Below are 12,757 nucleotides of genomic sequence, written 5' to 3' on the forward strand. Positions count from 1 at the left end.
GCGCTGGCTGAACGCGGCCTGTCCTATGTGGTGCAGGTCAAAGGCGCGGTCACCGCCCACGGGGCGCATGAGGTGCCCGAGACGATCCCTTACCGTGGCAGGGGCAGGCCGTCCACGCCGTGGCGCTACCGCACCAAGCCGGTCAGTTTGCGTGATCATGTGCTGAGCGCCGGCCGCGCCGCGGCGGTGACGTTGACCTGGCGTGGCGGTTCGAAGGGGAGCTTGACGTCGCAGTTTGTGATCGTGCCGGTTCGGGTGGCCGGCCGTAAACCCCGCCTGGCCGGCGACGGATCGCTGCCGGTCAGTCAGCTGATCGCGCAATGGCCTCATGATGAGAGCGAGCCGATCAAGTACTGGCTGTCCAATCTGCCCGCCGACACCGCTCCGGCCGAGCTGGTCACCCTGGCCAAGATCCGCTGGCGGATCGAGCACGACTACGGTCTCGGGGAACATCGGTACAGCGGTTGGCGCTGAGATTGATCATGGCCGGTTAGCACACCCGCTGGGGGCTGCGCTGGGGTTCGCGGAAAGGCCGCCGTGCGGGTGCCGGGGCTGGTTATGGTCCGCCTCGTGCCGGTGGAGTTTCTGACTGATGAGCAGGCCGAGGCGTACGGGAAGTTCGCCGAGGAGCCGACCCGCCCCGAGCTGGAGTGGTTCTTCTTCCTGGACGACGTTGACCGCGATCTGATCGCGTTGCGACGCTCTGCGCACCACCAGCTCGGCTTCGCGCTCCAGATGTGCACGGTGCGCTACATCGGCCGGTTCCTCCCGGACGACCCGCTCGACGCGCCGTGGCCGGTGGTCGAGCACTTGGCCGGGCAGCTCGGGATCGAGGACGCGTCGGTGGTGAAGCGGTACACCGAGCGGCCGAAGACGGCGTACGAGCACGCGTGGGAGATCAGGGACGTCTACGAGTACCACGAGTACGAGGATGCGGAGTGGTCGCGGCGGTTCCGCACCTTCCTGCACGGGCGGGCGTGGACGCATGCCGAGGGCCCGAAGGCGCTGTTCGACCACGGGGTGGGCTGGCTGCGCCGCAACTGGGTGCTGCTGCCGGGGGTGAGCGTGCTGGCCCGGCAGGTGTCGGAGGTGCGGAAGATCGCGGACAAGCGGCTGTACGCCACCGTCGCGGGCGCCGCCCGCCGCGCGGACCCGGCGCTGCCCTGTGACCTGGTGGCGACGCTGAAGACGCCGGAGGGCTCCCGGTTCTCGGAGCTGGAGCGGCTGCGCCGGCCGCCGACGCGGACGACGGGGACGGCGTTCGCCCGCGCGCTGGAGCGGGTGGACGAGATCGGCGCGTACCGGCTCGGGCGGTTGAAGCTGTCGCAGATCCCGCCGAACCGGATGGCGGCGCTGGCCCGGTACGCGCTGGGGTCGAAGGCGGCGTTGCTGGCGCGGGCGTCGGAGCCGAAGCGCACAGCGATGCTCACCGCGGTGATGCGGCACCTGGAGGCGAAGGCGATCGACGAGGCTCTGGACCTGTTCCAGGTCCTGATGGCCACCCGGCTGCTGAATGTGGCGAAGCGGAAGACGGAGAAGGAGCGGCTGTCCACGCTGCCGCAGCTGGAGAAGGCGTCGCGCACGCTCGCGCGGGCGGCGAAGGTGCTGCTTCAGGAACTGGAGCTGGTCGAAGGGCACGGCACGGATGTGGACGTGGCCGCGCTGTGGGCGGTGCTGGAGGAGGTCGCTCCGCGCGCCGCCGTGTTGACCGCGGCCGCCACGGTGGTGTCGCTGGTGCCCGAGGACGAGGGCTCGGCCGAGGTCGCGATGCGGGCCGCGCTGGCGACCCGGTACGCCACGGTTCGTCCGTTCCTGTCGCTGCTGGGCGAGTCGAAGGCGCTGGACGCGGCGAGCGCCGGCAAGCGGGTCCTGGCCGGGGTGCGCGGCCTGCCGGCGCTGGCGCGGCGGAAGGTGGGGGTGAAGCCGCTGCTGCCGCGCGAGGTGGACGACAAGCTCGTGCCGCCCGCGTGGCGCAAGGCGGTCTACGCCAACCCGGATCTGCCGCAGGGCGCGGTGGATCGGGACGCGTATGTGGTGTGCGTGCTGGAGCAGCTGCACCGGGCCCTGAACAACCGTGACGTGTTCGCCGCCCCGTCGCACCGCTGGTCCAACCCGCGGGCCCGCCTGCTGGAGGGCCCCGAGTGGGACGCCGTGTGCGAGGACGTCCTGGCGGCCCTGAGCCTGGACATGCCCATCACTGAGCACCTGGCGGAGCTGGTGAGGGGCCTGGACGCCGAGTGGAAGCAGCTCGCCGAACGGCTTCAGGAGGCGGGGCCGGCGGCGAAGGTCTCCGTCGAGGTGCAAGACGACGGGCGGGTGAAGCTGAACGTCGCGGGGCTCGGCGCGCTCGGCGAGCCGAAGTCCCTGACCTGGCTGCGCAAACGGGTCGAGAGGATGCTCCCGAAGATTGACCTGCCGGACCTGCTGTTCGAGGTGGGCGCCTGGACCGGCTTCCTGGACGCCTTCGTGCACCTCGGCGACGGCACCACCCGGATGAAGGACCTGTCCACCTCGGTGGTCGCGTTGCTGGTGTCCGAGGCGTGCAACATCGGCCTGGCCCCGGTGGTGAACCCTGCTCACGAGGCCCTGACGCGGGCACGGCTCGTGCACGTCGACCAGTACTACCTGCGCGCCGACACCATCGCCGCGGCGAACGCGCGGCTGATCGAGGCCCAGGCCGCCGTGCCCATCGTGAAGTTCTGGGGCGAGGGCCTGCTCGCCTCGGTGGACGGGCTGCGGTTCGTCGTGCCCGTCCGCACCGTCAGCGCGGCGCCGTCGCCGAGGTACTTCGGGTTCAAGCGGGGCATCACCTGGCTCAACGCCGTCAACGACCAGGTCGCGGGTATCGGGCAGATGGTCGTGCCCGGCACCCCGCGCGACTCCCTGCACATCCTGGACGCGCTGCTGAACCTGGACGGCGGCGTGAGGCCGGAGATGGTGGCGACTGACAACGCCTCGTACTCCGACATGGTGTTCGGCCTGTTCAAGATCCTCGGCTACAACTTCTCACCCAGGTTCCGCGACCTGGACGACCAGAGGTTCTGGCGGGCCACGATGCCCGGCGTCGAGACGGGCAGCTACGGCGCGGTGGAGGACCTGGCCCGCAACCGCGTGAACCTGAACAAGGTGATCACGCACTGGCCGGACATGCTGAAGGTCGCCGGGTCCCTGGTCACCAACCAGGTCCGCGCCTACGACCTGCTGCGCATGTTCGGCCGGGACGGCCGCCCGACCCCGCTGGGTGCGGCGTTCGCGGAGTATGGGCGGATCGCCAAGACCGAGCACCTGCTGCGCGTGGTCGACCCGGTCGACGACACCTACCGTCGTCAGATGAACCGGCAGCTCACCGTGCAGGAGTCCCGCCACAAGCTGGCGAGGGACGTGTGCCACGGCAAGCGCGGCACCATCCACCAGGCGTACCGCGACGGGATGGAGGACCAGCTCGGCGCGCTCGGCCTGGTCCTCAACGCCATCGTGCTCTGGACCACGAAGTACATCGACGCCGCCGTCGCCCGGCTGAAGGCCGAGGGCCACGAGATCCGTGACGAGGACATCGCCCGGCTCTCCCCGCTCAAGCACCGCAACCTGAACCTGCTCGGCCGCTACAGCTTCACTGCCAGCGTCCCGGCCGCCGGCGCCCTGCGCCCGTTGCGCGACCCGGACGCGCCGGAGCTGGACGAGGATGACGACGGGGACGGGGACGGGCCGGACTAGTCGTGGCCGACCAGGGCGGTGAAGAGCTTGCGGGCCCTCGCCTTGGCCGGCCTCCGGTGTCGTGTCTTTGACCCACGGTGCAAAGTCCCAGACCTACCGACGGGCCCGGGTCGGTGGTGCGCTCATTGCTGCCGTCAGGAACGTGATCGCCCAGCGCCGGGCCTCCTCGCCCGCCGTCACCGTCGGGCAGGCGGGGGAGGGCCGGTGGTAGACCTCGACGCGGTCCACGGCCGTCACGGCGAAGATCCCCCGCATCCGGAACAACAGCTCCTGTGGGGCAAGGCCGGGCAGTGCGCGCGCGAAAGCCACCAGGTAGCGCTCACGGACCGTGTCCTCGTCCGGGCCGGTCCAGCTGCGCGCCTCCTCGGCCGGGTCGCTGAGGATCGTCACGATCAGCCGGGACGTCCGGGCTCCGCTCTCACTGCCAGCGGGCATCTCGTCGAAGAGCGGCCCTGCGAATGCTTCCACCAGTTCGGCGACCGGCGGGTCCGGAGTCCGGGCGAGCAGTTCGTCGAGCCCGGCGCTCTGGGCGGCGGTGATGGGCTCGGTCACGCGGCGGGCGACCGCGGCCAGGAGTTCCGCCTTCGAGCCGAAGTGATAGCCGACGGCGGCCAGGTTCGCTCCGGCGAGGTCGGTGACCGCGCGGACCGAGGTGCCGCTGTAGCCGTGCTCGGCGAAGAGGTGTTCGGCCGCGTCGAGGATCCTGGTCCGGGTATCGGGTAGCGCCATGTGCCGTACTATACAGACGTTCGATTGAAACGAACGTTTGACTCTGTGGAAGAGGCTGTCATGAAACTGCTCGTATACGGCGCCGGGGTCTGCGGCAGCCTGTTCTCCGCCCGCCTGCACGAAGCCGGGCTCGACGTCTCGCTCCTCGCCCGGGGCGAGCGCCTGGCCTCCCTGCGCCGGCACGGCGTGCAGCTCGCCGACGGAGACGGCACTGCCGTCAGGCGGGTACCGGTACCGGTGGTCGAGCACCCGGCAGGCGGGTACGACCTGACCGCCGTCCTCGTGCGCACCCATCAGGTCGACGCGGTGCTGGAGTCGCTCGCCGGCCTCGAAGGCGACGTGCTGTTCCTGCACAACTGGGCGGCCGGCGCGGAGCCGCTGGGCGAGGCGATCGGCCACGAGCGAGTACTGCTCGGCTTCCCCCCGGCACTGGCCGCCGGCACGATGGACGGCGACGTGGTCCGCCCCCGCGCGACCACCTTCATGACCCGCCGGGTCCCGATGCCGATCGGCGAACCCGACGGCCGGACCACCCAGCGACTGGAACGGATCGTCCGAGAGTTCCGCACCGCCGGGATCAACGCCAAGGCCGAGCCGCGGATGGATGCCTGGCTCAAGACACACGCCGCGTTCGAGGTGCCACTCGGGCAGGAGGTGCACGCGGCGGGCGGCCCGGTGGCGCTGGCCGACGACCCCGACGCGGTCCGCGGCATGCTCCACCTCGTGCGGCAGAACCTGGCCGCCATGCCGACGTCGCCGGTCCCCCGCACGTTCGCTGCACTGCAGACCCTGCCGGAAGGGCTGCTCGTGGCCCTGCTGCGGCGCTTCCTGCGCAGCCCGACCGCCGTAAACAGCGGGCTCAGCAACGCCTCCCCGGCAACGGTCGCCGAACTCGGACGGCTGGCCGAACAGATGCGCGCCCATGCGAAGGTCCGGTAGACCAGCGGCGGCAGTAGCTCCTCGGCCGCACCGCAGCCGAGTGCGGTCCGGGGACTTCCACCGGACCTCCGGCACCCTTGCCCTCGGTCGACGACTGGCGAACCGACACCTCGGACACCCCGCACGCACAGCACTTCGAGCGCAGCTGCCACACTCTGTCGCTGTCGGCAAACGGTCGTTTGACGACAGGCAGGTGGCACGTCCAATGAACCCGTGCAGTCCGGGGGTTCACGGCGGAGCGAATCCAATCAGATCCGATGGTGATTGATGACAGGGTTTGACGACAGATAGGGTCCGATCCTCCGTACGGAAGGGGCCCCTCGGTGGCGAACCTGGTCTACAAGCGGGTCTCGACCGACCAGCAGTCCACCGCCCGGCAGAACCTCGTCCTGGACGAAGCCGGGATCGAGGACCCGGTCGTCTTCGAGGAGGACGGCGGCACCTCCAGCCGCCTCCACCCTCTCCAGCGCCCGAAGTTCCGCGCGCTCCTCGACTACGCGCGGCCGGGCGACACCGTCCACATCTCCGAGATGTTCCGCCTCGTCCGCGGCACCGGCCACATCCTCGACGTGCTCGACGTCCTGCACCGCGACCGCCTCGCGCTGCGCATCCACGACGGCGCGTTCTCCGCCATGGACCTCACCGCCCGCCACCCCCGCACCGGAGAACTGCTGTCCACCGTGAAGTTCATGGTGCAGACCCTCGCCGCCGCCGGCGAACTCCAACGCGACCTCCAGCGCGAGCTGACCTACGACGGGCTGCGCGCCGCCGAGGCCAAGGGCAGCAAAGGCGGCCGCCGCCCCGCCGCCCCGGCCGACCAGACCGGCGACGTGCGCACCGCATACCTGGAAGGCCGCCCCATCGCCGCCCTCGCCCGCGACCACGGCGTCAGCCGCGGCGCCATCCGCACGGCCGTCGCCGACCTCCTGCCCGACCACACCGCCACCGAGCAGGACGCTCCGGCCCCGGAGCTGCCGGTCACCCTCGACATGCCGGGCAAGGTCGCCGACTTCCTCCGCGCCGCCGAACTGGAGCCCGTCGAGCGCGCAGCGCTCGACCAAGGGGTGACCGTACGACGCGGCCAGGGCTACACCCTGCGCGTCACCGCCGCCCCAGCCGTGCACCGCCAACTCCTCGACCGCTGCCAGCCCCTCGACGGCAGCCAAGGCGTCCCGGTCATCCCGGCCCAACGCAAGGCCCGCCGCGAGTACGAGAACCGGGTCAGCACACTCACGCCCTGACCATGATCGTTCTCAGCGCCAACCGCTGTACCGATGTTCCCCGAGGCCGGACTACCGCGAGCTGAAGACCGCCTTGGGCTTGGACCACTTCGAGGGCCGTTCCTGGATCGGGTGGCATCGGCATGTCACCTTGGTCAGCGCCGCTCACCTGTTCTGCACCGAGCTGCGCTTGAGCTGCCCAAAAGCGGTCGGGGCGGCCTGACTCTACATGATTCTCAAAGAGCTACAGGCCCTGCTGGCCACCTGGACCGGCCGATGCCCCACCTGCCAGCAACGACCGCCCTAACCACCTAACAAAGCACTACTAGTGCGCGCCCGAATAGGCCTGATCGGAGATCAGACGCAGGCCAGGAAGATCGCGGCGGAGGCTATCGCCGAGGCGGCCCGGCGCAAGGACAACCCGGCCGACCTCATCAACATCGCGCTGGAAGCCCTCACCAAGCACAGTTTCGAGTTCCCCGCCTTCTCTACGCTGGACACCATGGCCGGCGACATCCGGACCGAGGTCAACGAGACCTTCTTCACCCTGGCCCACTCCCGGATGAACCCCGAGGAACAAGCCCGGATGCTGGCCATGAGCCAGGCCAATCCGGTCACCGGCCGCAGCGACCACGATCGGGTCAAACAAGCCGCGCCACGGGCGACCGTATCCCGGCTGCGCACCCACCTGGATCACTTGGCCTGGCTGGATGGGATCGGCGGCGCCACCGGCTCCTGGCTGGCCGGCATCCCGACGGCCAAGGTCGCGCACTTCGCCGCCGAGGCCCGCGCGCTGGACGCGGCGGAGATGCGTGATTTTGGCGAGGTCAAGCGGATCGTGCTGGAGGCGTGCCTGGTGCATCAGGCCCGGGTGCGGGCCCGCGATGACCTGGTGACCATGCTGTGCAAGCGGATGAACACCATGCACACCAAGGCCCGCGAGCGGCTGCAGGAGATCCAAGCCGAGCAGCGCGAGCGTAACGAACGCCTGCTGGCGGTGCTGGGCGAGCTGCTGAGTGCGGCCCGCGAGGTGCAGACCGCCGCGCTGGCCGACGATCAGCCGTGGCCGCCGGTCAAGGAGCACACCCACGTCGGCAAGGCGGTGTTGGAGGTGGTCGAGCAGCGCGGCGGCCTGCCCGCGCTGGTCGCCGAACACGAAGAGCTCGCCGCCTTCCACGGCGACAACCACCTGCCGCTGCTGGAGACCTTCTACCGCAGTCATCGCCCACTGTTGCTGCGGCTGGCGAGAATCTTGGACCTGGAGGCGACCACCACCGACCGGCGGCTCCTGGACGCCCTGGACTTCGTCCTGGCTCACGCGGGCCGGACCTCAGAGTACGTGCCCGACCAGCACACCGTAGACACCCCGGAGAGGGTAAGGCAGGCCCGAGTGGTGGACACCTCCTTTGCCCCCGAGGCCCGGCAGAAGGTGATCCGCGACAGGCGGCGCCCCGGCCAGCTGGTCCGCCGCCATTTCGAGATCTGCGTCTTCTCCTGCCTGGCCGATGAGCTGGTGCGCGGCGATATCGCGGTGCAGGGGTCGGAGGCCTACGCCAACTGGCAGACCCAGCTGCTGTCGTGGGAGGAGTGCCGACCGCTGCTGGCCGACTACTGCGCCGAGGTCGGTCTGCCCGCCACCGCGCGAGAGTTCACCCCGCAGCTGCGCCAGCAGCTCAAGCACGTCGCCACTCAGGTCGACGCGGGCTATCCGGCGAACGCGGACCTGGTCATCGACGAGCACGGGCGACCGGTGCTCACCCCGCGCAAAGGCCGGGAGCGCACCGACTCGGCGATCGCGCTGGAGCAGGCCGTACGGCAGCGGCTGCCCGAGCGCGCGCTGCTGGACGTGCTGAGCAGGACCACCCGGCACCTGCGCTGGCACCGTCACCTCGGCCCGCTGTCCGGCACCGACACCAAGATCACAAACGCGTTGGAGCGGTACCTGCTGGTCGCCTTCACCTACGGCTGCTTCCTTGGAGCCGCCCAGTCCGCCCGCCATCTGCGCGGGCGGATCAGCGCGCACGAGCTGGGCTACACCTTCCGCCGGCACATCAGCCTGGCCGCGCTCAACAAGGCGATCGCCGAGGTGGTCAACGCCTACCTCAAGCTGGACCTGCCCAAGATCTGGGGCGAGGGCTCCTCGGTGTCGGCCGACGGCACCAAATACGTCAGGGTGAGCGGCGGGATGAACGCCCCCGGTCGGGCTGGCATAGCCGTACACCGGATCTGCCCGCGAACGCCAATCGCAGGAAGTAGGACCGGCCCCGCCGCCCTGGTGGGGCGGCGGGGCCGTGACCTGCTGGAACCGATCTATCCGAGCACCGGGTAGTTCGCGCGGAACACGTTGTGCGGGTCACGGGCCCGCTTGATCTCCCGCAGCCGCGCGAGCGCGCTGCCGGAGAAGGACTTCGCCGCCGTGTCACCGGGGGACAGCACGGTGTACGGCTTGCGGCCGCTGATGTAGGCCTCCAGGTCGGCCACGACCTCGGCCTGCTTGGCGCGCGTCGCATCGGCCGCGTGCGGCAGGCCGAGACCCAGCAGGCCGAGCAGGTACGGCTCAGCCACCGCGCCGCTCGCACCGGCCCCGCCGCCCGGTTCGGCGAGCGCCCCGCCCAGGTGCCTGATCTGCACGTTGATGAGCGGTTCGACCGGCTTGGCCAGCAGGAGCTCCACCGCGTCCGCGTCCAGGCCGGTGAGCAGCTCCGCACGAGCGATGGATGGGGCCGGATCGGTGGGCTCGGCGGTGATGTCACCCAGATCGGCAACCGGGACGACGCCGCGGCTGTCGGAGATCGCGCCCTCGATCTTGTCGATGCGCGCCAGCAGGCCCTCCCCCTGAGCCGCCTCACCCAGGTAGGCCAGATCCAGCGTCACCATCGGCGACGCGCCGGGTGGCTGGAGCCGGTTGATCCAGACACTGAGTTCACGCGGCGCCTCGGCGGTGATCTCCAGGAACGCGTCGTACACCTCCCTGGTCCGGTGCTCCGGCCAGATCACGCGCCCGCCGTACAGGACTGGCACGGGATACAGCTCGAATTCGAGGGCGGTCACCACCGCGAAGTCCCCGCCACCGCCGCGCAGCGCCCAGAACAGCTCGGGATCGGACTCGGCGGTCACCCGGCCCGGCTCGCCATCGGCGTCCACGATGTCGATAGCTCGCACGCTGTCGGAGGCGAAGCCGTACTTGCGGCTGAACCAGCCGACCCCACCGCCCAGGGTGTAGCCGGTCACGCTGACCCCCGGCGCGCTGCCGGACAGGCCAGTCAGACCCAGCGGACCGGCCGCCGCGAGCACCTGCCCCCACTTCACGCCTGCGCCCACCCGGGCCACGCGCTCCCCCGCGCGTACCTCCACCTCGTTCAGCAGGCCGGTACGCAACAGGATCAGGCCTTCCACATCACCCGAGGCGCCATGCCCGCTCGGCTGCGCGGTCACCGTCATACCCGCCCGCCGCGCGTAACGCACGAGCGCCGCCACGTCATCGGCATCCGCGGCCTCCGCCACGGCCACCACCGGCTGCCTGACGGTCAGATTCCACGCGGTGGCCGCCTGCTCAAAGCCGTCATCATCGGCCAGGAGCACGCGCCCCTTGAGGACACCGCGCAGATCGTTGATCGTCATCGTCGTCTCCCTTTTTCGAGTTCTCAGAAATGCGAAGGAACACCGTGCTGCACTACGGCAAGGACGGCGCCCTGACCGGCCCGGACAAGGATCACGCCGAAACCTCGATGCTGGCCCTGCACCTGCGGCGGTCCGCGCTGGTGTACACGTCAACACGCTGCTGCTTCAGCAGGTCCTCGCCGAGCCAAGGACCGGCGCGGCCTGACCGCGCTGTTCTGGTCCAACGTCGACCGGCTGCTGGAGCGCTGGTGCGGCGATGGCGGGACGCGTCGAAGAGCTCCGGCCGCCGGACCACGTGATTTACGCGATGAGCAGGAGCGCGCTGATCGCCAGCATCACCACGGCGGTGGCGCCGTGGATGCCATAGACGGCCGCCTTGGGCCCGTTGCTGCGCAGCACGATCACCGCGTCGCCGACGGGTATGGCGCTGGCGGCAAGCATGAACCAGCCCAACAGGTGGGTTGTTCCGCCGGCCAGCAGGATGAAGATGAAGAGCCCTGAGGCGATGTCGCGCACGCCCTTGACGGACAGCCAGGCGTGGAAGCTGCGGTCCTCGGTCGGCGTGTCGGGGATGCCGAAACCGACTGCGGCCTGCGGCGCCCAGAAGGCGCGGGCGCCCATGAAGATGATGCCCGCGCCGATCAGTCCGGCGAGCACAGTGGCGATGTTGCTGAGCATGGGTTGTCTCGCCTCTCGGGAGCAGTTCTACGAGCGCATTCCAGGTAGTGGGGTGGGTCGGGGGCGGGGTGTATGCCGTGCCGGTGGCATCACCGTTCGTAGTCGTCGACGAAATGGTTGTCGTGGGCTTCGTGAAGCCGGCTCTGGTCCCGCTCGTTCACAGTGGCGAGCTGCGCGAAGTACTCCTCCCGGGGTACGCCTGGCGAGAGTGCCATGAGGAGGGTGGCAGGTTCGGCGCGCTCCTTCCGGAGCGCGTGGACGTCACCCATCGCGGCATGCGCGGTGTCGCCGGGCAGCAGTGTTCGCCAGGCCCGCCCATCGAAGTAGTCGACTTCACCTTCCTCAACGATGAAGGTCTCGCTGAAGGCCGTGTGAAAGTGCGGGTCAGGTCCTCGGCTGGAGGGCGACATGCGCCACCGGTAGATGCTCACGATCCCGCTGGTCTCCGCCGGGGCGGCGAGGACTTCGATGGTCGATCCGCTGGCGCCCAGCCGGATTGTTCGCGTCTTTCGGGCTCGCTCGGGTTGCTTGCAGAGCCAGTCCATCGGCTTCGCCTCAGTCATGACCCGAGTCTCGGGGCTTCGCCGCTCCGCTCGCGCTCACTTCGGCGGTGGCCTAACAATATGGAGATGATCCGCTACCGATTGGGTGCTGGTGCTGCGAGCGTGCGGTGGGCGATGTCGCCGATCCACGAAGTGGTCAGTCTTGCCCGGCTGTTGACCGAACCGCAGCGTCACCCGATGTTCCACCGGTGGTTCCGCCGTCGCCACCACCGCCTTTCGGGCCTGGACCTGAGCGCGCTCACGGTCTTCATGGCCGATGGCGCGTACCGACCCGACTTCCTTGACCCGTCGCCGATGTCCAGTGAGCCGACGTTCGAGGAATGCATGGCCGCCCTCCTTTCCACCCCGGCGGACCAGGTCTACGCCGAGCTGGTCGACGCCACGATCGGGCGTGGGGCAGAAATAGGCCGCCGACTGCTCGATGACCCCGACCGAGCCAGGTTGGAGGCCGCCGATGCGGTGCGCCGCCTCTGGAAGGCGGCCGTGGAACCGGAGTGGCCGTCCATGCGGCAGGCGCTGCGTGCCGAGATGCTGGACCGGGCCATCCAGGTCAACCGCGAGGGGCTGCGCACAGTCCTTCCGCGCCTGCACCACTCCGCGGCGTGCGAAGGCGACACCATCACCGTCGAGTCGACCGTCGACGTCGACGTCAACTGCCCCGAGGGACTCATTCTCGTTCCGTCACTGTTCATCACTGACCGGGTGCAGTGCGCCACCTCAGACCACTGGGCTCCGGCGATCTATTACCCGGCATCCGGGCGGTACCTCTGGGCGGCACCTCCCAGTCCGAGATCCCTTGACCGGCTTCTGGGAGCGACTCGATCGAGGATCCTGGCCGCGCTCACCACTCCGCTGCAGACGACCGTTGTGGCCAGGCTGGTGAGCGTCACCGCCCCGACGGCCAGCGAACACCTGGCAATCCTGCGAGACGCCGGGTTGATCGACAGCAGCCGGGCCGGTCGCACGGCCACGCACGAGCTCACCAAGGCTGGACGTGCTCTCCTGGACGCGGCCTCGCCGCGACCATGACTGGTCTGGGAGCTGCCGGTCCTCCCTATCGGACCGGTGCGTGGAGGACGCGGATGATATGGCTGCGGAGCGTCGACGAATCGACGCCCGCACGACTGGTTCGTCATGGATGGCGACGATCTGCTGTTCAACACCGACGCCGACAGCGTCAAGGGCCGCGACCTGGCCATGAGGTGCTCCAGAGATTCCGGACAGGCCACTCGCTAGGGTGGTAACAGTTCGAAGGAGATGGAAACGTGCCGAAAGGTTCCAGGCGTAGGTTCA

The 12,757-nt window shown here is 69.7% G+C and carries 11 protein-coding genes and 1 pseudogene; 8 read left to right on the forward strand and 4 right to left on the reverse strand.

Features of this window, described 5'->3' with window-relative positions; translation table 11 throughout:
* A partial coding sequence (locus ACIN94_RS32150; protein WP_400714589.1) for a transposase occupies positions 1-474 on the forward strand: 474 nt, incomplete at its 5' end.
* A 96-nt stretch (positions 475-570) separates the two neighbouring features.
* Entirely contained in the window at positions 571-3,714 is a 3,144-nt protein-coding gene (locus tag ACIN94_RS32155; RefSeq protein ID WP_400714592.1) for a Tn3 family transposase, read from the forward strand.
* 93 nt (positions 3,715-3,807) lie between these two features.
* Here the strand turns inward: ACIN94_RS32155 and ACIN94_RS32160 are convergent, their stop codons facing one another.
* Positions 3,808-4,443, reverse strand: a complete 636-nt coding sequence (locus ACIN94_RS32160) for a TetR/AcrR family transcriptional regulator (protein WP_400714595.1) — start codon at positions 4,441-4,443, stop codon at positions 3,808-3,810.
* Between the two features lie 60 nt (positions 4,444-4,503).
* On the opposite strand from ACIN94_RS32160, the gene ACIN94_RS32165 reads away from it, so the two are divergent.
* From ACIN94_RS32165 to ACIN94_RS32180, 4 genes and pseudogenes are all read left to right on the forward strand, one after another.
* Positions 4,504-5,382 carry a ketopantoate reductase family protein gene (locus tag ACIN94_RS32165; RefSeq protein ID WP_400714598.1) on the forward strand — a complete coding sequence of 293 codons (879 nt, stop codon included), beginning with the start codon at positions 4,504-4,506 and terminating at the stop codon, positions 5,380-5,382.
* A gap of 323 nt (positions 5,383-5,705) precedes the next feature.
* A complete protein-coding gene (locus tag ACIN94_RS32170) occupies positions 5,706-6,623 on the forward strand; it encodes a recombinase family protein (protein WP_400714601.1) in 918 nt (305 codons plus the stop codon).
* 49 nt (positions 6,624-6,672) lie between these two features.
* Positions 6,673-6,825: pseudogene (locus ACIN94_RS32175) on the forward strand (IS701 family transposase); the annotation flags it as partial.
* A gap of 105 nt (positions 6,826-6,930) precedes the next feature.
* A complete protein-coding gene (locus ACIN94_RS32180; protein ID WP_400714604.1) occupies positions 6,931-8,931 on the forward strand; it encodes a Tn3 family transposase in 2,001 nt (666 codons plus the stop codon).
* Here the strand turns inward: ACIN94_RS32180 and ACIN94_RS32185 are convergent.
* Complete coding sequence (locus ACIN94_RS32185) at positions 8,913-10,223, reverse strand: FAD-binding protein (protein ID WP_400714606.1); 1,311 nt, start codon at positions 10,221-10,223, stop codon at positions 8,913-8,915. The genes ACIN94_RS32180 and ACIN94_RS32185 overlap by 19 nt on opposite strands.
* Before the next feature lie 29 nt (positions 10,224-10,252).
* On the opposite strand from ACIN94_RS32185, the gene ACIN94_RS32190 reads away from it, so the two are divergent.
* Positions 10,253-10,522, forward strand: a complete 270-nt coding sequence (locus tag ACIN94_RS32190; RefSeq protein ID WP_400714608.1) for a hypothetical protein — start codon at positions 10,253-10,255, stop codon at positions 10,520-10,522.
* A 1-nt stretch (position 10,523) separates the two neighbouring features.
* Here ACIN94_RS32190 and ACIN94_RS32195 read toward each other — a convergent pair whose 3' ends face one another.
* Complete coding sequence (locus tag ACIN94_RS32195) at positions 10,524-10,901, reverse strand: DUF4267 domain-containing protein (protein WP_400714610.1); 378 nt, start codon at positions 10,899-10,901, stop codon at positions 10,524-10,526.
* Between the two features lie 89 nt (positions 10,902-10,990).
* Complete coding sequence (locus ACIN94_RS32200; RefSeq protein ID WP_400714612.1) at positions 10,991-11,464, reverse strand: cupin domain-containing protein; 474 nt, start codon at positions 11,462-11,464, stop codon at positions 10,991-10,993.
* Between the two features lie 102 nt (positions 11,465-11,566).
* Here ACIN94_RS32200 and ACIN94_RS32205 point away from each other — a divergent pair, with 102 nt between their 5' ends.
* Entirely contained in the window at positions 11,567-12,493 is a 927-nt protein-coding gene (locus ACIN94_RS32205) for a winged helix-turn-helix domain-containing protein (RefSeq protein WP_400714614.1), read from the forward strand.
* Positions 12,494-12,757: the final 264 nt, after the last annotated feature.

Source organism: Streptosporangium sp. NPDC087985, from assembly GCF_044741965.1.
GTDB lineage: Bacteria > Actinomycetota > Actinomycetes > Streptosporangiales > Streptosporangiaceae > Streptosporangium.

Coding starts and splice junctions, on each gene's coding strand:
- ACIN94_RS32160 (WP_400714595.1), bottom strand. CDS start 4,443: ATGGCGCTACCCGATACCCGGACCAGGATCCTCGACGCGGCCGAACAC.
- ACIN94_RS32165 (WP_400714598.1), top strand. CDS start 4,504: ATGAAACTGCTCGTATACGGCGCCGGGGTCTGCGGCAGCCTGTTCTCC.
- ACIN94_RS32185 (WP_400714606.1), bottom strand. CDS start 10,223: ATGACGATCAACGATCTGCGCGGTGTCCTCAAGGGGCGCGTGCTCCTG.
- ACIN94_RS32190 (WP_400714608.1), top strand. CDS start 10,253: ATGCGAAGGAACACCGTGCTGCACTACGGCAAGGACGGCGCCCTGACC.
- ACIN94_RS32195 (WP_400714610.1), bottom strand. CDS start 10,901: ATGCTCAGCAACATCGCCACTGTGCTCGCCGGACTGATCGGCGCGGGC.
- ACIN94_RS32200 (WP_400714612.1), bottom strand. CDS start 11,464: ATGACTGAGGCGAAGCCGATGGACTGGCTCTGCAAGCAACCCGAGCGA.